This is a genomic window from Akkermansia sp. JRP_AM1, from assembly GCF_049262625.1.
GTDB classification, from domain to species: Bacteria; Verrucomicrobiota; Verrucomicrobiia; order Verrucomicrobiales; family Akkermansiaceae; genus Akkermansia; species Akkermansia massiliensis.
Genome location: NZ_CP118234.1, coordinates 2,583,434 through 2,606,568, shown reverse-complemented (window position 1 = coordinate 2,606,568; position 23,135 = coordinate 2,583,434). Strand labels below are relative to the sequence as shown.

At 60.7% G+C, this 23,135-nt stretch carries 21 protein-coding genes and 1 pseudogene; 14 read left to right on the top strand and 8 right to left on the bottom strand.

Going from position 1 to position 23,135, the window contains the following annotated elements:
- The first annotated feature begins 11 nt into the window (after positions 1-11).
- The 10 genes from PVA48_RS12575 to PVA48_RS12530 all read left to right on the top strand — a co-directional run bounded on the left by PVA48_RS12575 (position 12) and on the right by PVA48_RS12530 (position 13,109).
- Positions 12-1,586 carry a hypothetical protein gene (locus PVA48_RS12575; protein ID WP_102728098.1) on the top strand — a complete coding sequence of 525 codons (1,575 nt, stop codon included), beginning with the start codon at positions 12-14 and terminating at the stop codon, positions 1,584-1,586.
- A gap of 26 nt (positions 1,587-1,612) precedes the next feature.
- Positions 1,613-3,001: a hypothetical protein gene (locus PVA48_RS12570; RefSeq protein WP_022397357.1), complete on the top strand. Its 1,389-nt coding sequence runs from the start codon at positions 1,613-1,615 to the stop codon at positions 2,999-3,001.
- Between the two features lie 594 nt (positions 3,002-3,595).
- Positions 3,596-4,867 carry an adenylosuccinate synthase gene (locus PVA48_RS12565; protein WP_022397358.1) on the top strand — a complete coding sequence of 424 codons (1,272 nt, stop codon included), beginning with the start codon at positions 3,596-3,598 and terminating at the stop codon, positions 4,865-4,867.
- A 533-nt stretch (positions 4,868-5,400) separates the two neighbouring features.
- Positions 5,401-6,873 (top strand): carbohydrate porin, encoded by a 1,473-nt coding sequence (locus PVA48_RS12560; RefSeq protein ID WP_022397359.1) that lies wholly within the window; start codon positions 5,401-5,403, stop codon positions 6,871-6,873.
- 85 nt (positions 6,874-6,958) lie between these two features.
- Complete coding sequence (locus PVA48_RS12555; protein ID WP_249853048.1) at positions 6,959-8,179, top strand: hydrogenase small subunit; 1,221 nt, start codon at positions 6,959-6,961, stop codon at positions 8,177-8,179.
- A 27-nt stretch (positions 8,180-8,206) separates the two neighbouring features.
- On the top strand, positions 8,207-9,964 hold the full coding sequence (locus PVA48_RS12550) for a nickel-dependent hydrogenase large subunit (RefSeq protein WP_102728096.1): 1,758 nt from the start codon (positions 8,207-8,209) through the stop codon (positions 9,962-9,964).
- Positions 9,961-11,133, top strand: a complete 1,173-nt coding sequence (locus PVA48_RS12545) for a cytochrome b/b6 domain-containing protein (protein ID WP_102721521.1) — start codon at positions 9,961-9,963, stop codon at positions 11,131-11,133. The genes PVA48_RS12550 and PVA48_RS12545 overlap by 4 nt, the downstream gene beginning before the upstream one ends.
- A gap of 19 nt (positions 11,134-11,152) precedes the next feature.
- Positions 11,153-11,698: a HyaD/HybD family hydrogenase maturation endopeptidase gene (locus PVA48_RS12540; RefSeq protein ID WP_180975143.1), complete on the top strand. Its 546-nt coding sequence runs from the start codon at positions 11,153-11,155 to the stop codon at positions 11,696-11,698.
- Positions 11,691-12,032: a hydrogenase maturation nickel metallochaperone HypA gene (locus tag PVA48_RS12535; protein WP_102728094.1), complete on the top strand. Its 342-nt coding sequence runs from the start codon at positions 11,691-11,693 to the stop codon at positions 12,030-12,032. Before PVA48_RS12540 ends, PVA48_RS12535 begins: the two co-directional genes overlap by 8 nt.
- A 129-nt stretch (positions 12,033-12,161) precedes the next feature.
- Complete coding sequence (locus PVA48_RS12530; protein WP_146021083.1) at positions 12,162-13,109, top strand: hypothetical protein; 948 nt, start codon at positions 12,162-12,164, stop codon at positions 13,107-13,109.
- A gap of 90 nt (positions 13,110-13,199) precedes the next feature.
- Here PVA48_RS12530 and PVA48_RS12525 read toward each other — a convergent pair whose 3' ends face one another.
- Positions 13,200-13,601 carry a DUF4870 domain-containing protein gene (locus PVA48_RS12525; protein ID WP_022397366.1) on the bottom strand — a complete coding sequence of 134 codons (402 nt, stop codon included), beginning with the start codon at positions 13,599-13,601 and terminating at the stop codon, positions 13,200-13,202.
- Between the two features lie 190 nt (positions 13,602-13,791).
- On the opposite strand from PVA48_RS12525, the gene PVA48_RS12520 reads away from it, so the two are divergent.
- The gene (locus PVA48_RS12520) at positions 13,792-14,523 is read left to right on the top strand and encodes a hypothetical protein (RefSeq protein WP_146019270.1); all 732 of its coding nucleotides are present in this window, start codon (positions 13,792-13,794) and stop codon (positions 14,521-14,523) included.
- Positions 14,524-14,696: 173 nt separating this feature from the next.
- Here PVA48_RS12520 and PVA48_RS12515 read toward each other — a convergent pair whose 3' ends face one another.
- From PVA48_RS12515 to PVA48_RS12485, 7 genes are all read right to left on the bottom strand, one after another.
- Positions 14,697-16,952 carry a family 20 glycosylhydrolase gene (locus PVA48_RS12515; protein WP_102727102.1) on the bottom strand — a complete coding sequence of 752 codons (2,256 nt, stop codon included), beginning with the start codon at positions 16,950-16,952 and terminating at the stop codon, positions 14,697-14,699.
- 372 nt (positions 16,953-17,324) lie between these two features.
- Entirely contained in the window at positions 17,325-17,969 is a 645-nt protein-coding gene (locus PVA48_RS12510; protein ID WP_102727101.1) for an NAD(P)H-dependent oxidoreductase, read from the bottom strand.
- 32 nt (positions 17,970-18,001) lie between these two features.
- On the bottom strand, positions 18,002-19,093 hold the full coding sequence (gene hisC / locus PVA48_RS12505) for a histidinol-phosphate transaminase (protein ID WP_102728093.1): 1,092 nt from the start codon (positions 19,091-19,093) through the stop codon (positions 18,002-18,004).
- A complete protein-coding gene (locus PVA48_RS12500) occupies positions 19,090-19,386 on the bottom strand; it encodes a hypothetical protein (RefSeq protein ID WP_102749444.1) in 297 nt (98 codons plus the stop codon). The genes hisC and PVA48_RS12500 overlap by 4 nt, the downstream gene beginning before the upstream one ends.
- A 172-nt stretch (positions 19,387-19,558) precedes the next feature.
- On the bottom strand, positions 19,559-20,158 hold the full coding sequence (locus PVA48_RS12495; protein ID WP_102728091.1) for a GrpB family protein: 600 nt from the start codon (positions 20,156-20,158) through the stop codon (positions 19,559-19,561).
- Between the two features lie 93 nt (positions 20,159-20,251).
- Positions 20,252-20,389 (bottom strand): hypothetical protein, encoded by a 138-nt coding sequence (locus PVA48_RS12490; RefSeq protein WP_022397372.1) that lies wholly within the window; start codon positions 20,387-20,389, stop codon positions 20,252-20,254.
- Complete coding sequence (locus PVA48_RS12485; protein WP_156340781.1) at positions 20,386-20,544, bottom strand: hypothetical protein; 159 nt, start codon at positions 20,542-20,544, stop codon at positions 20,386-20,388. Before PVA48_RS12485 ends, PVA48_RS12490 begins: the two co-directional genes overlap by 4 nt.
- A gap of 210 nt (positions 20,545-20,754) precedes the next feature.
- Between PVA48_RS12485 and PVA48_RS12480 the strand changes: the two genes are divergently transcribed.
- The 3 genes and pseudogenes from PVA48_RS12480 (at position 20,755) to PVA48_RS12470 (ending at position 23,132) form a co-directional block, all read left to right on the top strand.
- Positions 20,755-21,255 carry a helix-turn-helix domain-containing protein gene (locus PVA48_RS12480; protein ID WP_102721513.1) on the top strand — a complete coding sequence of 167 codons (501 nt, stop codon included), beginning with the start codon at positions 20,755-20,757 and terminating at the stop codon, positions 21,253-21,255.
- Between the two features lie 291 nt (positions 21,256-21,546).
- Positions 21,547-22,032: pseudogene (locus PVA48_RS12475) on the top strand (SecDF P1 head subdomain-containing protein); the annotation flags it as partial.
- Between the two features lie 95 nt (positions 22,033-22,127).
- Positions 22,128-23,132 (top strand): hypothetical protein, encoded by a 1,005-nt coding sequence (locus PVA48_RS12470; protein WP_423232546.1) that lies wholly within the window; start codon positions 22,128-22,130, stop codon positions 23,130-23,132.
- The last annotated feature ends 3 nt before the right edge of the window (positions 23,133-23,135 follow it).

Below are 23,135 nucleotides of genomic sequence, written 5' to 3'. Positions count from 1 at the left end.
CCTTTTCTTCCATGCCCTCCCCCTCCCAGGATACGGTAGCCTGCACATGCCCGTCATGCGGAAACCCCTTTGCCGTGAAAACGTCTTTTCTGGGAAGCCAGGTGCAATGCCCCATCTGCGCCGCTCCGGTCACCGCCCGGCAGGAAGAGAAAGTCAAGGATGAAACGGAAGAACAGGCCGCCGTCCCCTGCCGCTGCAACGTATGCAACAATTCCTTTGCCGTCAATCCCTCCTGCATAGGGAACAAGGTGAAATGCCCCGTCTGCCATTCCACCGTCACGGCCACCCGGCAGGAGGAAGAGCCAGCAACGGCCCCGGAACGGATGCCTGAAGCTCCGGAAAAAGCTCCTGAAATCCCGGAAGGGACGCCTGAACCAGCAGCCTCCGTCCGGCACGGCGGCGCGCAGGAGGAAAGCCCCTCCGCTTCCCCGTCCGCATCTTCCCACAAATCTCTTACGCCTCAGAAAAAGACGGATAAACGGAGCATTGCCGTTACCAGGCCTTCCATCCCCATCCCTGCGGAACCCACTACCAAAATCCGCAAGCGGAAGGAAAAGGGGGACGCCGCCCCTGCCATCACAGCCGCCCGCAGCGCCTCCCTGGCGCATGAAGAGCCGGAATACCAGCCCACCGCCCAGGAAGCCGCCCGCAGCGAGCGCCGCCCCACCTGGCACATCTGGCTCTTTGTCTCCGGCCTGGTGCTGGCCTCGCTGGGCGTGTTCATGTTCCTGCGCGGAAAGGACATGGAAGCGGAAGGCTCCAAGATTCTGAACATTTCAGACCGGTTTGTGGACCATGAAGCGGTCTTCTCCCTGGACGTGAACAAGGACCTGCTGGCGGAACTGGAGCAGAGGGAGCAGCAATACCGGCTCATGACCCATCCCCGCAGGGAGGAAGACCGGGAAGTGGAATCCGTCTCCGCCCACATCACGGCAGCCATGAATGAACTGGCCCTCTACTGCATGGCGGAATCAGACGAAGAAAGGCTCAACTACGTGATGGAGCCCGAGGCCGTGCGCCCCAAAATGGCTCACTGGGCCTCCTACGGGCGGTACAAGGACTACCTGCCGCAGGAAGCGGGGAAAAGCTCCAAGAACGGGGACCTGCTCCAGATATCCGTGCTGATGGATGACAACACCGTCCGCCCGGCCGTCTTCCTGTATGACCGGAACTCCGGCAAATGGAAGCTGGACTGGGAAGCCTGGGAGGGTTACTCCCCCATGCTCCCGGCGGAGCTGGAAGCCAAAAAGCCCTCCAAACCCGTCCCCGTCAGAATAGCCCTCAGCATGCCCGGCATCTACCAGCCGCCCTTCCTGGAGGAATCCTCCGCGGAAAGCTACCGCAATACCGCCTACATCAACTTCTCCCTGGAATTCCCCAACGGGGAGCGCCTGAACGCGTACGTGGACAGGTATTCCCCGCTGGCGCTGGAACTGACCAAGCTCCTTTACAACGGCCCCGTGCGCGCCTGCGTGCTCATTCACTACCCGGCGGACCTGCCCGGCAACCAGTCCGTCATTATTGACAAGCTGCTGTATTCCGGATGGATGAGCGACGCCACCCGCAACCTCCTTCCCACCAACTGACAATCCAGAACCGGTTCCCGTTTTCCATGAGTTCCAAAGCATTAGCGCAAACACAGGACAAAGCCCTCCAACTCAATCTGGCCACCACCATTTACGGCACCTTTGCGGAAATAGGCGCCGGCCAGGAAACGGCCAACTGGTTCTTCCGTGCCTCCGGGGCCGCCGGCACGGTGGCCAAGACCATCTCCGCCTATGACATGACCGTCAGCGACACGCTGTACGGCCCCGTCAAGCGCTACGTCTCGGAAGAACGCCTGAAAGGCATGCTGGATTACGAATTCACCCAGCTCGTCAACCGCCTGGGGCCCAAGCGCGGCAAGGACACCCGCTTCTTCGCCTTCTGCAATACGGTGAAGGTGAAAGGCTACCGGGACAACGGCCCGTGGAACGGCTGGATAGGCGTGCGCTTCCAATTGAAGCCGGAGGCGGAACCGTCCGACCTGATCATCCACGTGCGCCTGAATGACCCGGACCACGACAGCCAGATGAAGGACCTGGGCATCCTGGGCGTCAACATCCTGCACGCCGTCTTTTTCAAAAGGGACCGGCTGGAGGAATTCATTGAATCCCTGGTGGACAATCTGGATCCCCGCCTGGTGGAGATAGACGTCGTCCGCTTTGAGGGCCACGGCTTCTCCATGGTGGACAACCGCCTTTTTGCGCTCCAGCTCGTCAAATCCGGTCTGACGCCGGCCACCCTGTTCCTGGCAAACGGCCAGGTGGCCCAGGCGGCGGACGTGCTGTACAAACGCCCCATCGTGCTGATGAGGGGCAGCTTCAACCCCGTCTGCAACCTGCATCTGGAAGTCATGGCGCAGGTGAAAAAATGCTTCCTCTCGCACATCAATGAGACGCAGGCGGACCGCTGCCTGGAAATCTGTGAAATATCCATGAACAACCTGCTCCGCGGCGGGGACGTGGACCATCTGGAATTCCTGGACCGCGCGGACAGCCTGAAAGCCCTGGGCAAGAACGTGCTGATTACCAAGATGGCCCGTTTTGACAACCTGTCCGAGCTGCTGGCGCGCTACACGAACGAGCCCATCGCCATCGCCCTCTCCATCGGCCTGTTGAACGAACTGTTCAAGGAAAAATGGACGGAGGACATCCCCGGCGGCATCCTGGAATCCTTCGGCCGCACCTTCCAGAACAAGACGCGACTGTACGTCTCCCCCTGGCTCAACCGCAAATCCGGGGAATTCGTCACGGCGCGCACCTTCCGCGCCCCGGAACAATACGTGCACCTGTACCAGCACTTCCTGGCGAACGGCCTGGTGGTTGACGTCCCCTTCTTCAATGAATTCCTGCTGCGCCACACGCCGCGGGACATCCAGCGCATGATCGCCGCGGATGAAGACATCTGGAAAACGCTGGTCCCCGCGGAAGCGCACCGCTCCGCCCTGCATTTCCGCTGACCTCCTCTTTAAAAAGTCTGTGCGGCCACTCTCCAGTGCTTTTCCAACGGCGGCTTACCTGCTACCTGCCGGGGAGGTTTTACAGGAAGGAAAAGTTTCCCCCTACGGATGCCCTGGGTATTGGGTGGAAACCGCAAATATGCGGTTAACAAATACTTCCATCGTTCTTTTCACGTCCGGCCGCCCCTGGAAATGAGGGCCTCCGTCCCTCATCGCAGCCTCCGCCGGAGCGGAGCGACGGGTATTTGAAAGAAAAGCCGCCTCTGCGCTCCGGAAAAGCTTTTACCTGCGAGAGGAGGGAATCTTCCGGCTCCCAGGACGCCGGAGGCGCAAAACCACCGTGAATCAGCATTTCCACCGTTTCCTTTTACGATTGCATATTCTTTCGGTTTCCTCCTCCGGCATTGCCTTCCCTGCCTCATTCCCTGTCCTGAACCCGGAGAATCCGGCACAGCCACGCTCATCCTCCCCGCTCCGCTCCCCGGAACGTTTCCCTTCTTCAAACTCATCTTATCAGGAAAACTTAACAACTTTGTAAGATTGTCTTGCCATAAGGCGGGAATCTCATTAAGGTCTCCGAGTTCCATTTTTATCATGAATACCATTATTATCGGCTCCCAATGGGGCGACGAAGGCAAGGGCAAAATGATCGATTTCCTGACGGAATCCGCCGACGTGGTGGCACGCGGCCAGGGCGGCAACAACGCGGGCCATACCGTAATCGCCAACGGGAAGAAGTACATCCTTCACCTTGTCCCCTCCGGCATCCTGTGGCCGGGCAAGCTTTGCGTCATCGGTAATGGTGTGGTGCTGGACCCCATCGGCCTGGTGGAGGAAATCAATGAGCTCCGCGGCCAGGGCGTCTCCATCACGAAGGACAACCTTCTCATCTCCGACCGCGCCCACGTGGTCCTCCCCTTCCACAAGGAAATGGACGCCGCCCAGGAATCCGCCCTCGGCAAAAAAGCCATCGGCACCACCAAGCGCGGCATTGGCCCCACGTACGCGGACAAGGCCCGCCGCATAGGCGTGCGCATGGCGGACATGAGGGATCCCAGGATTTTTGACGAAGTGCTGCGCCGCCGCATCAAGATGGCGAACGCGGAAATGGAACGCATGGGCCTTCCCTCCATGGATGAAGAAAAAATGGTGGCGGAAGTGACTGCCGCCGCGGACGTGCTGCGCCCCCACATCACCAATACCATCCCGGTCATGCATGAAGCCGTGGCCTCCGGAAAGAGCATCCTCTTTGAAGGAGCCCAGGGCGCTTACCTGGACGTGGACTTCGGCACCTACCCGTTCGTCACCTCCTCCAACACCTCTTCCGCCGGCGCCTGCACCGGCACGGGCGTTCCGCCGCACAAGATTGACCGCATCATCGGCGTGTGCAAGGCCTATACCACCCGCGTGGGTTCCGGCCCCTTCGTCACGGAAGATGAAGAAATCTCCAACCACCTGCACAGCATGGGCCGCGAATTCGGCGCCACTACGGGCCGTCCCCGCCGCTGCGGCTGGGCGGACGGCGTGCTGCTCCGCTTCTCCGCCATGTTCAACGGCTTTGACGAAATGGCCATGACCAACCTGGACGGCTACGACAAGTGCCCGGAAATCAAAATCTGCACAGGCTATGACCTGGACGGTGAAATCCTGGCCTATCCGCCCGCCACGGTGGACGAATGGGAACGCTGCAAGCCCGTGTATGAAACGGTGCCCGGCTGGATGCAGGACATCTCCGCCTGCCGTTCCTGGGAAGAGATTCCGGAAAACGCCAGGAAATTCGTCAAGCGCATGAGCGAGCTCATCGGCTGCCCCGTCACGACCGTGGGCGTGGGCCCCGACCGCGAACAGACGATCGCCGTGAAATAACCCCCCTATTCCGGCTTTCCCAAGCCTCCCTTTACCTTCAAGGGCCGTTCCGCTTCCCCAGCGCGGAAGGGCCCTCTTTTCTGCCTTCTCCGCCTTTTTCTTTGCGCCCCCACTCTCCACTCTCCACTCTCCACTCTCCACTCTCCACTCTCTATTGAAATCCGTACAGGAGCCCCAGTTATAACCAGCCTTTTTGCCTTCAAAGCCCGCCCTTCCTTCTCTCATATTCCCATTCCCGTTCTTCTATGGAAGCGTTTCCACGGCCAACTGCCAACCAAGGGAATCCGGGACGGAACAGGGGGCCTGCCTTTCCTCCTTCCTCCCCCTCCACGCTGTTTGGAATACGGCGGCACGGACGCCAGGAAACGGAGAACCGCATCTGCTTGCTCATGCCCGGTTGAATGAGGCGGCGGGAGGGGCAGTCTTCCCTTTTTGCGGAAAGGCGGGAAAAAACAGGTATTCGTGTCAGCATTTCAGTTGAGTTATGACACTTCCGTCTGCTGTCTTGTCTGATTGTCTATATGAAACATGTCATGCTTCCCTCCTTGTGCGCCGTCGCCGTCGTGGCCTCCTGCGATCCCGTCCTGGCCCAGCAGCCCGCACCCGTAGTGACGACCACGCCTCCCTACCTGAACACGGAACGCGGCCTGCGCGTGAAAACCCTGGAAGGCAGGGAAATAAGCCCCAGCCTGCTGAAGGGCATGCGTCCGGAAGAACAAATCACCAAGAGGACGCCCGGCGTTCCCACCAGGCCCAGCGTTCTTCTCCAGCATGAGGCCAGGCCCTCCGCCCCCGGCATTGAATGGTTTGCGGCCAAGCCTCTCAAGATGATGCCGTATCTGGACAGTTCCTACGTCTTCGGCAACACCTGCGCGGAACCGAACGCCTGGATCCGTGAAGACATGATTTCCACCGGGGCGCAGAAGATCAAGACCGCCCTGTCCAGATACGGCATCACCTATTCCGCCCAGTTCGGCTTCAACTACACGGGCCTGACGGGCGGCGGCCTGAACGGAAAGACGGATTTCCCCTCCTATAACGGCTCCCTGCTGACCAATATCACCATTTTCCGCAACAACTCCACGGGGAGCGGCCTGTACCTGGCCTCCGAGTTCGACTTCGGCAACGGCTTTGACTTCAATGAAGGGAGCAAGGGCCCCGCCACCACGCTGGGCTCCCTCCAGAATCCCACCAGTTCCTTCCAGGGGCCGGACCCCCACCTCAGCAACCTGAGCCTGGCATGGGTGGGAGCGGGCGGCAAGCTCCTGCTGATGGCGGGCCAGCTGGACACCACCAATTACATGGACCACAACGCCTACGCCAACTCACACAACAATAACCTGACCAACAGCGTCTTCGGCAACAACCCCATGCTGCCCCTGACGGACAACTCCCTGGGCTTCCATTTCGCATGGCAGCCCACCACCTCCTTTTACGTGATGGGAGCCACCGCCGCCAACAACATGACCCAGAACCACAACCCGTTCAGGAACCTGAACTCGGACAACTGGACGAACGTGCTTGAATTCGGCTACGTGGCGGAGGACTTCTGCGGCATGGGTTCCGGCGTGTACCGCCTCCAGCCCTTCTTCACCACCAGCAACAGTGAAAACGGCGGCGGCGTGGCCGTGAACTTCCAGCAGCAGCTTGGCCGCAGCAGCCACCTGGGCTGGTTCTTCCGCGGCGGCTGGGCCAGCGATGACGCCGCCACGCTGACCGGCGTGCGCTGCGCGGCCACCACGGGGCTGGTGCTCCTCTCCCCCTTCCGCGGAAAAGGCGCCTCCAATGACGGCTACCTGGGCCTGGGCTTCCTCTGGCAGCAGGGCGCCAAAAAGAACGGCCCGTACGTGAACAAGAATGAATACGGCATTGAACTAACCTATGTGGCCCAGGTGACGCCCACCATGACGCTCCAGCCTGACATTCAGCTCGTCAAGAATCCCGTCAACGGCCGCAGGGGCCAGACGGCCGTGGTTTTCCAAATCCAGAACGTCTGGTCCTGGTAGGGGCAGCCCCTGAAAAATTGGAAAATATTGATCGCATTTCCCGGAAATCGTGTCTAAATGGAAACGATTTATTTGGACCACGCACATGAAGCGCACGCAGCAACCTTCCATGCAGGAGGCGGAGCAGGCCTCCCTGAATCATGAGATTTTAACCACATGGCGTCCCGGGGAAACCCTGGGGGAACACATGGAGCGCCGCGGCGTCAGCCGGCGCGAATTCAATAAATGGTGCCTGAAAATGATTGCCCTGATGGGCGTCGCCACCGTGACGGGAGGCGTTTCCAACGCCCAGGAGATTGCGGACAAGATGGCCGCCCTGAAACGCCCGGTGGTCATCTGGCTCCAGCTCCAGGAATGCACCGGGTGCCTGGAAAGCACCATCCGCAGCTATAACGAGGAGATCGGGGACATGGTGCTTTCCGCCGTCTCCATGCCTTACGTGGAGCTGCTGATGGCCCCCTCCGGGGACGCAGCCAACGCCGCCCTGGAAGAAGCCATCAAGGAACCCCATATCCTCGTCATCAACGGGTCCGTCCCGGTCCATGACGGCGGAGTGTACTGCACTATAGCCGGGGATACCGTGGAAAACATGCTGCGCCATTGCGCGGAAAACGCCTCCTATATCCTGGCCGTGGGCTCGTGCGCGTACTTCGGCTCCATCCAGGCCGCGCGCCCCAACCCTACCGGGGCCGTGGGCATCCGGGACATCCTGACGGACCGCACGGTCATCAACGTGCCCGGCTGCCCGCCCATCGGGGACGTGATTACGGCCGTCATCATGTACATCCTTACGTTTGACCGCGCCCCGGAATGCGACCAGGAGTCTCGCCCGCTGATGGCGTACGGCACCCGCATCCACAATAATTGCCCGCGCCGCGCCCATTTCGACGCCGGACAGTTCGTCAACGTGTTTGACGACGAGAACGCGCGGGAATGCTTCTGCCTGTACAAGGTGGGCTGCAAGGGCCCGGACACGTTCTCCCCCTGCCCCATCGTCAAATGGAACGGCGGCGTCAGCTTCCCCATCCAGTCCGGCCACCCGTGCATCGGCTGTACGGAGCTGCACTTCTTTGACCGCATGACTCCGTTCTACAAGACGCTGCCGAACGTGAACGGCTTCGGCGTGGAAGCCTCCGCCAACGTCATCGGGGCTGTGGGCGTAGCCGGCGCCGGCGCGGCCATCGCCGCCCATGCCGTAGGCTCCGTCATCCATTACAAGAAGCAGCACATGAAGGAGGAAGCGAACGTCTCCCTGCCCGCCTTCGGGGACGCTCCCGGCTCGCCCGACAAGGAAACTGAAGAATAGCCAGAAGCCCCTTACCACCAGATTACCATGAGCAATTACACATCAGCGGACGTTCCGGAATCCAGCCGGGTGGTCATTGACCCGGTGACGCGCATTGAAGGCCACCTGCGGGTGGAAATGGAGGCCGGGGACGGCGTCATCAAAAACGCCTGGACGTCCACCACGCAGTACCGCGGCATTGAGGTGATCGCCTGCAAGCGGGATCCCCGTGACGTCTGGGCTTTCGTGGAACGCATCTGCGGCGTCTGCACGGGCACGCACGCCATCGCGGCCCTGGCCGCGGTGGAAGACGCGCTCCAGTACCCGGTGCCCGTCCAGGCCCGCCTCATGCGCGACCTGGTCAGCGGGGCCCTGGGCATCCAGGACCACGTCATCCATTTTTACCAGCTCCAGGCCATGGACTGGGTGGACGTGATGTCCGCCCTGAAGGCGGACCCCGCGGAAACCGCCGCCATCGCCAAATCCCTTTCCGACTGGCCCCTGTCCTCCGCCGCGTATTTCGCCGGAGTGCAGAAAAAGCTGAAGGACTCCATCGCCTACGGGCAGTATTCCATCTTCACGAACGGCTACTGGGGCCATCCGGCCTACAAGCTGCCGCCGGAAGTGAATCTGCTGGGCGTGGCGCATTACCTCCAGGCCCTGGTCTGGCAGCGGGACATGATCAAGATCCACACCATTCTGGGCGGCAAGAACCCGCACCCGAACTTCCTGGTCGGCGGCATGGCCTGCGCCATCAACATGAACAATGACCAGGCCATCAACCAGTTCTCCCTGAGCTACCTGAAGCAGCTGGTGCAAACCTGCCACGATTTCATCCACAAAGTATATTATCCGGACATTGTCGCCATCGCCGGATTTTATAAGGACTACGCCCATATCGGCGCGTCCAACCCCAACTTTTTCTGCACCGGGGCTCCGTCTGAAATCAACGCGGGCGCTCCCGCCGGCAAAGGCATGATCAAGCCCGGCGTGCTGCTGAACGGGGACTACAGGAACGTGCTCCCCTTTGACCAGGACAAGATCAGGGAATTCGTCACCAGCTCCTGGTACAAGTACACGGAAGGCCGGGACGCGGGCCTGGCCCCGTACGACGGGGAGACGAACGCGGATTACAACGGCCCCAGGCCGCCCTACAAGTGGCTCTCCGACCATCCGCAGTACACCTGGGTGAAAGCCCCGCGCTACGACGGCCACGCGATGGCCGTGGGCCCGAACGCCCGCATGATGATCGGCTACGCCCAGGGGGTGCCCGCCATCGTGGAGCGGGTGGACGCCGCCTGCGACAAGCTGGGGCTGCCGCGCGACAACGCCTTCATGAACTCCACGCTGGGCCGCGTGTACGGCCGCTCCCTGGACGCCCTGATCAACGTGGACATGATGGTGAACCAGCTCCAGGAGATGACGGACCGCATCAAGAACGGGGAAACCGCCACCTTCAACCCGGAAAAATGGGAGCCGGAAACCTGGCCCTCCTCCTGCAAGGGCGTGGGCTGGGTGGAAGCGCCCCGCGGCAGCCTGAGCCACTGGGTACGGATTGAAAACGGCCAGACGGTGAATTACCAGGCCGTGGTGCCCAGCACCTGGAACAGCTCCGGCCGCGACGCGGAGGGGCAGATGGGGCCGTACGAATATTCCCTGGCCCATACCGGAAAACACCCGCTGGTGGACCCCACCCGCCCGGTGGAACCCCTGCGCACCGTTCACAGCTATGACCCGTGCCAATCCTGCGCCGTCCACTTGTTTGACGAAGAAGGGGAGGCCATTCTGACCAGACAGGACCCGTGAAAACGACTCTTATCGACAAAGACCTCACCCTGGCGGTGGAGGACGCCATTCCGGCCAGCCCGGTTTACACGCCGGAGGAAATCCTGGCCCTGGCCGTGTGCGCCTCCCCCAACGGCAGCACGGACCCGGGGGACCTGGCCCTGCTCCACGCCGCGCGGGAACGGGGCGTGGCCCTGCCCTACGCCCAGCAGGAGAATTCCTGGGAGGCTCCCTCCCGGGAAAGGCCGTACAGCACGGCCATGCTGAAAGCCGCGGACAAGGAGGACGCCGCCCCCTTCATGGTGGCCCGCGGCAGCCTGAAGGCCCTGGAAAAGCTGTGTGAAGTCAGCCATCTGGAAAAAGAGCGCATGAACAAGGCTTTTGAGGAATACTCCCCCTCCGGCTTTGAACCCGTGGCCGTGGCCGTCCACCGGCCCGGCGCGCCGTGGCGCCTGCTGGGCGTGGTGCCCATGCATGCCATGAGAGACGTGCGCCGCCTTTCCATGGCCAAGGCCAATTTCCGCTACTTCCACGTCTGGGACTGGCCGCTGCGCGTGCTGCACTGGACCTGGGTGTTCTGCATCATCGGGCTGGCTTCCACCGGCATCTGCATTGCGGAAGGGTGGTTCCTGAAAATGGGGGACCTGCACGGGGCCTTCCAGTTCGGCACGCTCCGCTTCGTGCACTACGCGCTGGGGTGGACCCTGGTGGTGGTGATGATGCTGCGCTTCTCCTGCTTCTTCATGGCCTCCAACAAGTACCAGAGCTTCCGGGCCCTCTTCCCCATCTCCAGGCAGCAGTGGAAGGACCTCTTCACCACGGCGGTGGACTACGTGTTCGCCCGCAGTTATGACGGCCCCCGCTACATCGGCCACAATCCTTTACAGCAGTGGACGTACACGGGCGTCTACGTCCTGTTCACCACCATGGTGGTGACCGGGCTGGCCCTGTACGCCCTGTATGAGCCGCGCCACTGGTTCTACCACTGGTTCATGCCCCTGAACGACCTGATAGGGGTTCCGTACGTGCGCCTGGTGCACCTGATCGGCATGTGGTGCTTCATCATCTTCGCCATGGTTCACGTGTACCTTTCCATCCTCTCCGGAAACGTGGATCGGGACGGCACCATCTCCTCCATGTTCAGCGGAGGGCGCTGGCTGCGTAAGGGCGTCAAATTCCGGGATGAATAACCCTTCCCCCGCATCTGCCATGGAATTGGAGCCATACACGGAAGAACTCCGGGGCTGCCCCGTGAAGGGGAACGCCTATCCCGTGCTCGTGCTGGGCGTGGGCAACCCGCTCATGGGGGATGACGGCATAGGCGTGGAGCTTGCCCACCGTCTTCAGGAACGGGACTACGGCCCGCTGGTCCATGTGGAGGAGGGAGGCACGCTGGGAATGACCCTGCTGCCCCTGCTGGAAGACGCGGATACGGTCATCCTGCTGGACGCCGTCAAGACGGGGGCCCCGCCCGGAACCGTCGTCACGCGCAGCCGGGACGAACTCCCCCGCCATTTCTCCCTCGTCATTTCCCCGCACCAGATCGGCATGAAGGAAGTGCTGGGCGCGGCCCAGCTGTGCGGAACCCTGCCGCGCATCATCACGCTGGTGGGGGTGGAGGCCGGGCATACGGACTTCTGCCAGCCCATGTCCGCGGAAGTGCGGGAGGCCGTGCCGCAGGCACTGGACCTGGTGGAAACCCTCATCGCCCGCGCCCTGGAGGAATACCAGGCCCGGAAAGACGCGCATGCATGAAGTAGGCATCATGGAGGGGGCGCTGGACATGGCCCGGCGGCTCATGGAAAAGAACGGGGGAACCCGGCTGATGCGCGTGCACATGACCATCGGCAGCCTGAGCGGCGTGGTGCCGGAAGCCCTGCAATCCGCCTTCCTGGCCCTGAAGGACGCGTATGTCGCGCAGGACGCCGCCCTGGACGTCACGTGGGTGGAGGCCCTGTGCCGCTGCGACGCTTGCAGCGCGGATTTTTCCTTCACGGAGCACGGCTATATCTGCCCCGGCTGCGGAGACCCCGCCCTGGCCATCCTCCGGGGACGGGAACTGGAACTGACCCGGGTGGAATGGGAGTGAACCGCGCTTTTCCCGTCCGGAAGAAAATAAGGTGAATTTACCCGAACATTTTACCCGCCCGGACGGTCTAATACCATTGGCGCGCATCCACCGCGCCTCAAACGTCAAACCAACTATGTAACCAGCGTCATGAGCAATATCAACCCATTCATTCTAACAGGGATGATGCCGCTTTCAGCCTCATCCATGAACCGCGTCTCCTACATGTGCCCGGTCACCATCAGCAATGACGTGGTGCAGGGCCAGACGGACATTCAGGATTCCCTCACCGTTGATTCCGGCGGCAATCTTTACATCATCAACGCCCCCGTTTACGTGGGAGGCCCCAACCAGCCGGACCACGGGCACCGCACCGCCCACCTGGTCATCCGTAACGGAGGCACCATGACGCTCCTGGGCAACCTGCCGGACCACATGACCGTTTTCCTGGGAAACAAGGCCAACGGCAGCCTGGAGATCAACGGCGGCCGCCTTCTGATGGGCCAGGGCCGCATTCAGGGCTCCAGAGAGCATGAAGGCAGAATCGCCATGACGGACGGCTGGCTCTTCGCCTCGGAAGTGGACCTGCCCGCCGAGGGCTCGGAACTCGTCATCAAGCACGGCCTGATGCGCATCAAAAAACTTTCCGGCAGCGTATCCACCCACATTTACGGCGGCGTGCTTCACGTGAAGGAGGAAGCCCACGCCAGCCGCATCCATTTGATAGATGACGGCGTGCTGCTTCTGGGCAGCGTCACCAGCCAGCCTTCCGCGGACGTCATGGCCGGAGCGGGCATCAACTTCCGCGGGGACGGCGGCGCGCTGGTCATCCGCGTGCCCCATCCGGAAAACGCGCTGACGCGCACGCGGGAGGCGGAACACGTCTTTGACGAACTGCTCCGGAGGGGCAAGCTCTTCCATGACAGCAAACCCATGACCAGCTTCCAGGGCTTCCACATGAGGGAATTCACCGGGCATGACAGCCTGACGTACGCCGCGCTGCGCCCCTCCGCCCAGCTGCGCGCGGAACAGAACCAGGTCACGCGCCTGCTCCATACGTTCATGTACGGCGGCAGTGAAAAGGACATGCCCATCTGAACCTCTCCGGAAAACGGATCCCATTCCGCAAAAAAGCCGCCGGCGCAGAATGCCGGCGGCTTTTTCATAAATGGGCAAGTGGAAAAAACGTTACTTCAGGAACGTAATCGTGAGGGGCGCCACGTAATCGTAATCCCCGTTCGCCACCTTGACGGCAGTGATAATGGCGAAAACAATCCACGCGATGACGACCGCGGGAGCCAGCACGAAGCCGATCAGGACAAAACATAACAGGAAGGCCGCAATCGAATAAATCGCCCAGGAAATCTGGGCATTCAGAACATTCTTTCCTACCTTGTCCACCAGGGGGTTGGCATCCTTCCAGACCAGCCAGCAGATCAGGGGCGGAATGATGTTCACGCCGGTGGAGAAACCGAAAAAGACGGATACCAGCGGAGAAACCGCCGTAAGAGTGGCCTGGGTCTTGTCGGGCTGTTTTTCAGGGGCGGGTTCCTGAACCGGCTCCTGGATAATTTGTTGTTCTTCGTCCATAAAAAATGCAAGGCGATGGGAAGCGGGAGGGCGAACGGAAACCTCTTCCATTCCTTTCCGCCTCAGTTAACCCCTTTTTCACATATTCCACCCGGTAGTCAAGCTTCCAGACCGTTCGTTTTCCGAATAAAAAGCGTTCTCCTGCAATCATCCTTGCCTCCGCGGCGGGAAGTGGCTACACATGCAGTCCATGACCAACACCCTGACGCTGCTCACCCTCTCCGCCTGCCTGGGGGCCTGTGTTCCCGGCGCGCCGGAAATCCTGCCTCCCGCTTCTTCCGTCACCCGCCGTGAAGCTCTGGAAACCAGCCGGGCCTATACTTCCATGGCCTGGCGGGGCTCTCCCCGGAACGTCCGCCACGGGACGGACGAGGACGGCATCCGGATAGACACGCCGGACGCCTCCGCAGCCGGAGGCCATGCCGGCGCGTGGTGGCGGCCCGGCGCGCGTTCCACCGGCATGCCGTACAAATGGGGCGGGTTCGACACCCCGCGGCAGTTCGCCGAACGCCTGAAGGCGGATGCCGCCAACGGGGGCGCCCCCGCCGCGGCCGGGGACATGGGCACCCCGGAAAAGCAGGCCGCGGGGGATGCCGCCGTCAGCCGCTTTGCCGCCGGGGTGGACTGCTCCGGCTTCGTCTCCCGCTGCTGGCGCCTGTCCAGGCCATTTTCCACACGGGAGCTCCCCGCTCTTTCCATTTCCCTCCCCTCCTGGGATGAGCTGAAAACGGGGGACATCCTGATTGCTCCGGGACGCCATGTGCTCCTGTTCATCCGCTGGGAGGGAGCGGAAAAAGACAGGTTCCTGGGCAGTGAAGCCGGCCCCCTGCCGGTCTGGAAGTGCGCGGAGCGCGTTTTCAGCCGCCCCATGCTGGAGAACAGCGGCTACCGCCCCATGAGGTACAGGGGCATGCGGGACTGAACCGCTGCGCGGAACTCCCCCATCTCCGGCGCTCCAGAATGGCACCGGGAACAGGAACGCCCCGCAAGTCCGGAGACTGCGGGGCGCTGGAAAGAGTGCGGCGCATGCGGCCGCCCGGCTCCGGAAGAAGCCGCCCGGGATTATCCGGGCCGCGCCGCTTCCGGCACGGGCCGTTACAACGGCTGGACGTTCAGATCAAACACCTTCCCCTGGAAGGAGGAGCCGAGCACCTTCAGCGGGAGAACGAAGGTGGAGCGCACGCCCTTCGTGCGGGGTTCAAAGTTTTCGTCCGGATTGCGGAAGCTCTTGAGCACCATGGTGCCCGCAGGCTTGCCGTCAATGAGGAGGGTGGTTTTTTCCGGCTCTCCCACAATTTCCACCTTCACCTTCTTGCCGACGGGCAGCTTGGCGCCGAAGGAGAATTCCAGAGAGTCATCCCGCCGGAAGCCCATGGTGCCGTCCTTCATGACGGCGAACAGCTCCCCTTCCGGGCCGGAAAGCAGAACCTGCTCCTTCCCTTCCGGAGCGGCGGAAAGCTCAAGCTCCATGGTGAGGCGGTAGCCGGGCCCCAGGGCGGGCTGGTTCAACTGCTGGGGCAGCTTGCCCGGAACCACGGAGAAGGGCTTGGAATCCTTCCACTTGTGGAGGGGGTTGGTACGGGGGGCTTCCCCGATGGCCTTGACCAGCTCCCGGTGCTCTTCAAAAGAATCCGGAGCCTTGGCCTTCCCCCACATCTTCTGGGCCAGCACGTCCATGGAGCCGGAAATAACGCCCCAAATGTCATAGGGGGCATAGCCGGAGTGCTTGAGGTCCGTCTCATCATTCCAGACGGCAAAAGCCGCGCCGATGAGCTGGGGATGGCCGGAAGGCAGGGTTTCATTCCCGATGCGGTTGGGAATCCAGTTATTATAAAGCCCCTTGTGGTTCCTGTCCATGCGGTAATAGTTGGCGTAGGGCACCACGTACAGGGCGCCGTCATTGGTATTGATGACGTCGTAACCCAGGTTCACGGCCTCCCAGGCCCTCATCCATCCGGTACTCCAGAGGTTCATTTGAACGCCCTTGCTCACCACGGGGGTTTTGCCGGGCTTGGTGCTCAGGCTGCCCCAGATGCGGGGCGTATAACCGCGCTTCAGGGCGTGCTTCAGCACGGCGTCCGCAAAATGGCGGTAATCCTCCTTGTTGCCGTAAAACTCGTCCGCGCCCACATGCACCACCTTGCTGCCGAACACCGGGCGGCCCAGTTTGGGGTCTTTCAGCAAATACTCGTCAAATACCTTGCCCACCAGGCTGATCGTCTCCGGGTTGGCGGCGTCCAGCATCTCGCTGCGGCGCTTTTCATGGTTCATGGGGCCCTTGTAAATGAGGTCCGGGCGCAGGCGGGTGAAGGAAAGCGCGTGACCGGGAGTGTCAATCTCCGGAACGATGCTGATGCCGCGGCGTTCGGCGTAATCCACCAGATCCGCAAACTCCTTCTTGGTGTAGAAAAGGTCCTTCGCCGTAAGAGGAACGCCGTCCTTGCCCTTCATGTTGGATTCCAGGCGGAAGGCGGCATAGAGCTCCTTGAACGGATCGCGGCCCTTGTCCACATACATTTCATGGAAAATGAAGTTATTGTTGATGACCAGGTGCAGATCATTCATCTTGTACCAGGCCATGGTGCGGATCACGTCCCTGAGGTAGCTGAGGGGATAGGGCGTACGCGCAATATCAAGCATGAAGCCGCGCAGCTCATAGCGCGGGAAATCCACTGCCGTGCCGCAGGGAACGCTGCCGGGGGTCTGGCGCAGCATCTGCAGCAGCGTGCGCGTGCCCCAGAACAGCCCGGTGGGCGTAGCCGCGCCAATGCGGACGCCGTCCCTGGTCACCTGGAGCCTGTACCCCTCCTTGCCCAGGTTGCCGCCTTTCAGCAGGGAAAAGGAAATATCCGCCTTCGCGCCGGGCGGGACAAGCTTGACCTTCTTCCCCGCCACGTCTTCCAGATCAGCCGTGAATATCTGCGCCAGCTCTTTTTCCGGGCAGGCTACGGAAACCGTGTTCCCCAGCTTGTACTCGCCCTGGCCGCCCTTCCATTGCAGGATTTCCGGAATGATACGCGGCTTGGGATTGCCCTGGGCGGCGTCCGGGGCCTGCAGCATGATTTCATAATCCTTGCTGATGGCTTCCTTGCCGTCCTTGGTCACCTTGAAGCTGACGTTGACGGGGGTGTCTGAAATAACGGGGGCTATCTTTCCCTTGCTGTTAACAAGCTGCTCATAGTCGGCCCCCAGGAATTTGATCTGGGCTCCGGAGGCGCTTGGCATCGGCAGTTGTTTCGCGCCCGCTTTCACCGGAGGGATGGTGAGGGAATCCGCAATCTGCTTGGCGTCCTGCCCCATCAAGGGAGATGCGGCAAAAGCGGCGATCATCAGGAATAGGTTCTTCTTCATGTTATCGTGTCGTTTCAGGGAAAAGGAGGATCTGATTCGTGCCAAGAACTACGCGCCCGCCGTCCTTTTCTTGCAGGGAAAGGGGAAAAAGCGGGTGAATTCTCCTTCGTTCCGCCGTCCGGGCAGGCATTCCGCCGGGCGGATTGCCGCGCGTCAGGTTTCATGAAGGAAAACCGCCGGGCCCGGGAGGACCGGCCAATCTTGTTCAGGCAAGTTATTATCTCAAACATCCCGTTCTTGGCGAGATTAAAAAACAGGCACGCTCCGGACGCGGGAATGCGCCCGGAAGGTAAACGCCCTGCCGGACAAAAAAGGGGCCGGACCTCCAATCAGGAAATCCGGCCCCGGACAGGGGGAAAAGGGAAGGAGAAATCAGGCGCGGATGTCGATCACCTCCCCGGCGGGGAAGCGCACCTTGGCCTCGCGGGCGTAATCGTCGTCCTTCGCGCGGTAGCCCAGCGCCACGCTCACCACGGAGCGGTACGGCGTGCCGTCCAGGCCCAGAATCTCATCATACTTATCGCGGTCCATGCCGCCGATGGTGCAGGAATCCACCCGCAGGGCGGCGGCCGCGCTGAGCAGGAAGCCTGCGGCAATGTACACCTGGCAATCCAGCCAGGTGTGCATTTTTTCCGGAGTCAGGGATTTTACATAGCCAGTATAGAAATCAGCGGAGGAAGCCAGCTTTTCCGCGGACGGGTGGCGCGTGAACTCAATCTGGGCCAGGTAGCGGTCCACGTCCCGCTGGGTGGCCGTCCTGCGGGCGCAAAGCACCACGTAATGGGAGCAGTCCTCCACCTGGGACTGGTTCCAGGAGACTTCCCGCAGGCGCGCCTTTAATTCCTTGTTCGTCACCACCACAAACTTCCAGAGCTGAAGACCCAGGGAAGACGGGCTGAGGCGCAGGCTTTCCGCCAGCGCATGCCAGGTGGGTTTCTCAATGCGGGCTTCGGGGTCAAACTTCTTGCAGGCGTAACGCCATTCAAGACCGTCAATGTACTGTTCCGGAGAGATCATAAAAGGTGAGACAGGAAAAACGGCGAAACTGTTTAAAGTACTTCCTTCAAAACTTCAATGCAGCGGGCATTTTCCGCGGGGGTGCCTATGCTGATGCGGATCCACTCCGGCAGCCCGTAGCCGTCCTGCGCGCGGACGATCACGCCCCTGGCCAGCATGTCCTGGAACACCTTCCTGCCCTGCCCCACCTTCACCAGGATGAAATTGCCCTGGCTGGGAATCCATTCCAGCCCCATGTCCCGGAAAGCCTGTTCGTAAAAACGCATGCCCTCGGCATTGTTCTCCACGGTGCGGCGCACGTGCTCCCGGTCTTCCAGGGCGGCCAGGGCCGCCTCCTGCGCCAGCACGTGCAGGTTGAACGGCGCGCGCGCCTTGTGCAGCATGCTGCACACGTGTTCCGGGGCAATGCCGTAGCCCACGCGCAGGCCCGCCAGGCCGTAAGCCTTGGAGAAGGTGCGGAGAACAATCACGTTGCGGCCTTCCCGCACGAACTTGAGGGTATCCGGCGGATTGTCGGAAAACTCCCGGTACGCCTCGTCAAAGCATACCAGCACGTGTTCCGGCACCTTCGCCATGAAATCGTCAATCTCCTGCTGGGTCACGACGGTGCCCACGGGATTGGTGGGATTCGTAATGAACACGATGCGCGTGTTGTCCGTAATGGCATCCAGGAAGCCGTTCAGATCGTGCGTCCAGTCCGGCTTGTTGGGCACTTCCACGTACGTGGCGCCGAACAGCTTGGACATGATGGGGTACATGGAAAAGGCGTGCCTGGCGGCCACTACCTCCGCCCGGGGATTCAGCAGGGCATGGCACATCAGCTCAATCACCTCGCTGCTGCCCGTGCCCACCACCGTCTGGCCAAACTCCACGCCGCAGAACTCCGCAATGGCGGAGCGCAGGCGGAAGGCCGCGCCGTCCGGATAAATGTTCACGCCTGCCGCCGCGCGGGCAATGGCCTCCACCGCCTTGGGGGACGGCCCCAGCGGGTTCTCATTGGACGCCAGTTTCACAATATCATGGGGATCCAGGCCCAGTTCCCGGGCCGTCTCCTCAATGGGCTTGCCCGGCTGGTAAGCCACCAATTCCAGCACATGCCGGTTTGCGAAACTCTCAATACTCATAGCGGCGGAATGTTACCGCCATTCCCCACTTCTGGCAATACGGATTTCCATCCGGAGCGGACCTTAAAAACATGCCTGTCATTCAGCCTCATCCACGCTGCGGGAAGCGGCGGAATTTCTTTCACCCCCGGAAAGGCCTTCCTTTCCAACCGGCTTAATCCTCTTCCCGCCGCCAAAATAAACGTATCCATGGCGCGAACAGCCGGAAGCAGGCTTTTTAATGCCGCGGCGGGCAAGTATTGCCCGGAAGGATAAAAATTAGACTTCCGCTCTTTGGACAGTTTCCCAAACATGGAAAGGGTGGTTCAAAGCAGATGTCCCTCCGGAAAGGTCGTGCCAAATCCATGCCCTTGTGGACGACAATGGAAGTTTCACCATCAAGCAAGTTTGGAATGTCCGCCTGCCCTTTCCTTCCGTCTTTCCGCGCATCCCCTGCCCTATAAAAAGCAACCCGGTTTAACGGCCTTATTCCGGGACGTGCCTGCCGGGCATTTCTTCCCTCGCCCGGCGGGTCATGGCGGCGATCAGCTCCGTTTTTCCCTCCGTATAGGCATCCCGGTTGAATTCGAACTTCTCTTTCAGGGAACGCTTGAGGGCGGCGTACCTTTCCGCCTCATCCGGATGCGCGGCCAGGTAATCCCGGAAGTACAATTCATCCCAATCCCGGCAGGGCCGCACATGCAGATGGAACGCCTGCCCCCGGAAGCCGTCCGCGGCATAGCCCTTCACCAGAACCAGGCGCATCTGCGCTTCGTCCCGGTGCATTTCCCGGTAGCCGCACTTTTCCAGCAGGGGAAGCGCTTCAAAAACAAATGAATCGGGCCGCACTTCCAGCAGAATGTCAATGGTGGGTTTGGCCGCCAGGCCCGGAACGGACGTGCTCCCGAAGTGGGAAAGGCGGCTGATGCGCGAGAGGGGCACCACCGATTCCAGCATCTCTTTCTCCCTCCGGTAGATTTCCGCCCACTCCGGCCTGGATTCGCTCAGGATGACGGGAAACAAGCGCCAGAGTTCTTCAAGGCTCATGGCGGACAGGGCGGCTTCATCCGAAACACGGCGGGACATTCCCGGAAGATAAGGGAGACGAAGCCGTGAGTCAACCTCCCCGGCGTCCTCCCCGCCCTGACGCCGGGGAACCGCGGACCTTTTTGCCATTCCCTACTTTCTCCGCTTGCTGCCGTCCCGCGGACGGCAGCGCAGGGCCTGGTACCCGGCCACGACAAAGGCGAAGGTAGTCACCGCCAGAAAAGAGCGGAACAGCCACGCCAGAAGTTCCCAGTAAATCTCCTGAGTCATGCGGAAGGTTTTTTACCGGAATCCGGGACGTTGCCCAGATCTTCCCGGAGACGTTTGACGGCACAGGCAATGAGGGTAGCCTTATCAAGCTGGCAGCGCTCCACGTTCAGGGCGTCCGCTTCCGCATCCCGGAAAAAATGGACGGATAACGGCATTTTTCCCTTGATTTGAATTTTTTTCTGACTCTTTTTCTTATTTCCCGTCTTCATAAAAATCCTTCTTTTGGTGCAATAAGGGCTTCAATAACCCGCTTACGATGCAATAATGCACCTGAAACGGTATTTTAGTCAACGAAAATATACCGTTAAAATGATATTATGCAAAAAAGGTTGAAAAATCGCACCATTTTCGTTACAAAGATATGCATGAGTGAGAATCAGGATGAACTCAAAGTGCAGATCAAGGCTTGGCTGAAACAGCAGAACATCTCCCGCAATGATTTTGCGGAGGAATGCTTCGTGTCTCCCAACACGGTCCGCAACTGGCTTGCCAAGGTAGCCATTCCCAAAGACAAGGAAGCTCTCATCCGGCTCATGATGGAAAAGACGGAAAGGGAGAAAAAACTGAAGGAGGCGGCAAGAGCCCATTGGAAACCCTTCGCCGTCATGCTGAGCGCCGAGGATTACAAACTCATCGAAGAAGCCGCCAGAAGAGACAACATGACGGTGGAGGAATGGGCGGAAGCCACCCTGATCAAGGACGCCCAGAAGAGGATGAAGAATTATTACGACGACGAAAGCAGCCTCCCGAACGACATCCCTCTGGCAGCGGAAATTCCGGAGGAGTACGGCGCTCCCAGGCCTTCCTCCTCTTCCAGTTCCTCATTCTCCGAACCTTCTTCTCCCCGCCGCAAGCCTCGGCAATAACCCATGGCGGATATGGCAGGCGCGCCCCGTGCAGGGACACCGCCCTCCCGCTGAGCCCCTCTTCGGCTGAAATCCCCCGGCTCCCTGCGGTTCCGGGGGATTTTCCTGTCAAGGCCCCGGGAACGGCTCAAACACTTGCGGCAACTGAAACCGGGATGGGGTTCCGCAAACGATTTAAAATACGCGTATCCGCAGGGCACGATGGGGATATTAATTACCGCAGGGGCTTGCGCCGCTCCCGTCCGCTCTTTTTCTTGCCTGACGTGTTAGAGGGGTTCTATCATATTGACCATGAGACAACTACTCTGCCTGCTGTTCATTTCCGCCTTCTGGCTTCCGCTTTCCGCCCGTGCGGAGGCGGCTCCGCCGGCCGTTCCCTCCATTGCCGTCAGGATGGTGCATCCGGACAGCCTGGAGCTGGACCGGGAAGGAAAACCGGTTCCGGAAGGATACACGCCTTATGTGTATGAATTCCGCGACCGCCACGGAAAGATGCAGCGGGAACGTCTGTTCCTGAAAGATGAACCGGTCATTACGGAGGCGGAGGTGGAACGGGCAGGCGTCGATCCGAGCAGACCGGAGCATCTCAACATCACCCTGAACACGCCGGGAGGGAGGGCCATGAAAACGGCTACATCCGCCATGAGGCTGGGACATGACAGGCTGGCTGTCGTCGTTCAGGGAAAAGTCAATTCGGCCCCGGTGGTTCAGGCCATTATTTCCCGTGCTTTTGAAATTTCCGGACTGGACGGGGAGAATGAAGCCGCCAACTTGGCGGAACTGCTCAACCACCGGGCCGCCACGGGAAAACCACCCCTTTCATTCCGCGGGATCTGGCCCTGTACGTCATCCATCCGGAGAACGCCCGGCTGGTGGAAGAAGGGACGCTTTCCGTACCGGGCTACCGGCTCTGGAGCCGCCCGGGCGCGGAGGAAGAAAAAGACGCGGAGAAGGAATACCTGTTTCTGGGGAACGCCCCCATCGTCACCGGGGATTACGCCCAGTCCGCACGCCCCAATCTGGATTATCCAGGGCATCTGGACATCGTTTGGAATGAAGAAGCGTACAGGAACCTGGAACAGGCCTGCGCCGCCCTCCGGCCCGGCAAGGACAGAATGGCCGTGGTCCTGCGCGGCGCCATCCTGTCTACGCCCGTATTCCATAAAATGCCTTCCCACGCCACCCTCATTCCCGTGCCGGGAGATGACCGCCAGCTGGATGCCCTCTGCGCGGCCATCAATACCCAGTTTCCGCCGCTCACGGAACAACAGCAGAGGAAGGTGAAAAAGAAGCTGGCCGTTTATCCCGTGCATCCCCGCAGCACGGAGCTGGAACAGCGGTTCCTCCCGGAACTCCGGCAAGGGAAAACCATTCATCTGAAAAGCGGGTTCCGCTCCATCCCCTACACCCGCCCTGATTTCCCGGAGCCTGTTCCATCCTGGGCCTTTATCCGGCCGGAATCCCTGATCGGCCCGGAGGATATCCGGTACGCGGCACGGGAGCAGGACGGCACGATTACCTGCCAACTGCTGCCCCGTGCATGGGAAAAAATGCATGCCTTCATGGACGCAAGCCCTGCGGGAACCGTGGCCGTGGCGATTGTCTTTCAGGGGAAGGTTCACCAGATGTTCAAGATCAGAGACAGCTTGCTGCAGATGTGGGGAATCCCCGTGATCACATTCATTCAGCCCATTTCCGTCATTTACATCCTCACTCCGGAAGAGGAACGGCGCATGCACCGGGAATTCCTGTATCACGTCTTCAGGGATATGCTGTTTCCCGTCAGCCCGTGGTTCTTTAAAAACTGCGTTCCTTTCCGTACGCTGGGCGAACAGAAGCCTTTTTTAATGATTGATTCGGGCCTGAACCGCCCCTGATTT

What these genes read in the sequence shown, in the direction of transcription:
- PVA48_RS12575 (WP_102728098.1), top strand. Translation starts at nt 12, where the DNA reads ATGCCCTCCCCCTCCCAGGATACGGTAGCCTGCACATGCCCGTCATGC.
- PVA48_RS12570 (WP_022397357.1), top strand. Translation starts at nt 1,613, where the DNA reads ATGAGTTCCAAAGCATTAGCGCAAACACAGGACAAAGCCCTCCAACTC.
- PVA48_RS12565 (WP_022397358.1), top strand. Translation starts at nt 3,596, where the DNA reads ATGAATACCATTATTATCGGCTCCCAATGGGGCGACGAAGGCAAGGGC.
- PVA48_RS12560 (WP_022397359.1), top strand. Translation starts at nt 5,401, where the DNA reads ATGCTTCCCTCCTTGTGCGCCGTCGCCGTCGTGGCCTCCTGCGATCCC.
- PVA48_RS12555 (WP_249853048.1), top strand. Translation starts at nt 6,959, where the DNA reads ATGAAGCGCACGCAGCAACCTTCCATGCAGGAGGCGGAGCAGGCCTCC.
- PVA48_RS12550 (WP_102728096.1), top strand. Translation starts at nt 8,207, where the DNA reads ATGAGCAATTACACATCAGCGGACGTTCCGGAATCCAGCCGGGTGGTC.
- PVA48_RS12540 (WP_180975143.1), top strand. Translation starts at nt 11,153, where the DNA reads ATGGAATTGGAGCCATACACGGAAGAACTCCGGGGCTGCCCCGTGAAG.
- PVA48_RS12535 (WP_102728094.1), top strand. Translation starts at nt 11,691, where the DNA reads ATGCATGAAGTAGGCATCATGGAGGGGGCGCTGGACATGGCCCGGCGG.
- PVA48_RS12530 (WP_146021083.1), top strand. Translation starts at nt 12,162, where the DNA reads ATGAGCAATATCAACCCATTCATTCTAACAGGGATGATGCCGCTTTCA.
- PVA48_RS12525 (WP_022397366.1), bottom strand. Translation starts at nt 13,601, where the DNA reads ATGGACGAAGAACAACAAATTATCCAGGAGCCGGTTCAGGAACCCGCC.
- PVA48_RS12520 (WP_146019270.1), top strand. Translation starts at nt 13,792, where the DNA reads ATGACCAACACCCTGACGCTGCTCACCCTCTCCGCCTGCCTGGGGGCC.
- PVA48_RS12515 (WP_102727102.1), bottom strand. Translation starts at nt 16,952, where the DNA reads ATGAAGAAGAACCTATTCCTGATGATCGCCGCTTTTGCCGCATCTCCC.
- PVA48_RS12510 (WP_102727101.1), bottom strand. Translation starts at nt 17,969, where the DNA reads ATGATCTCTCCGGAACAGTACATTGACGGTCTTGAATGGCGTTACGCC.
- hisC (WP_102728093.1), bottom strand. Translation starts at nt 19,093, where the DNA reads ATGAGTATTGAGAGTTTCGCAAACCGGCATGTGCTGGAATTGGTGGCT.
- PVA48_RS12500 (WP_102749444.1), bottom strand. Translation starts at nt 19,386, where the DNA reads ATGTTTGGGAAACTGTCCAAAGAGCGGAAGTCTAATTTTTATCCTTCC.
- PVA48_RS12495 (WP_102728091.1), bottom strand. Translation starts at nt 20,158, where the DNA reads ATGTCCCGCCGTGTTTCGGATGAAGCCGCCCTGTCCGCCATGAGCCTT.
- PVA48_RS12490 (WP_022397372.1), bottom strand. Translation starts at nt 20,389, where the DNA reads ATGACTCAGGAGATTTACTGGGAACTTCTGGCGTGGCTGTTCCGCTCT.
- PVA48_RS12485 (WP_156340781.1), bottom strand. Translation starts at nt 20,544, where the DNA reads ATGCCGTTATCCGTCCATTTTTTCCGGGATGCGGAAGCGGACGCCCTG.
- PVA48_RS12480 (WP_102721513.1), top strand. Translation starts at nt 20,755, where the DNA reads ATGAGTGAGAATCAGGATGAACTCAAAGTGCAGATCAAGGCTTGGCTG.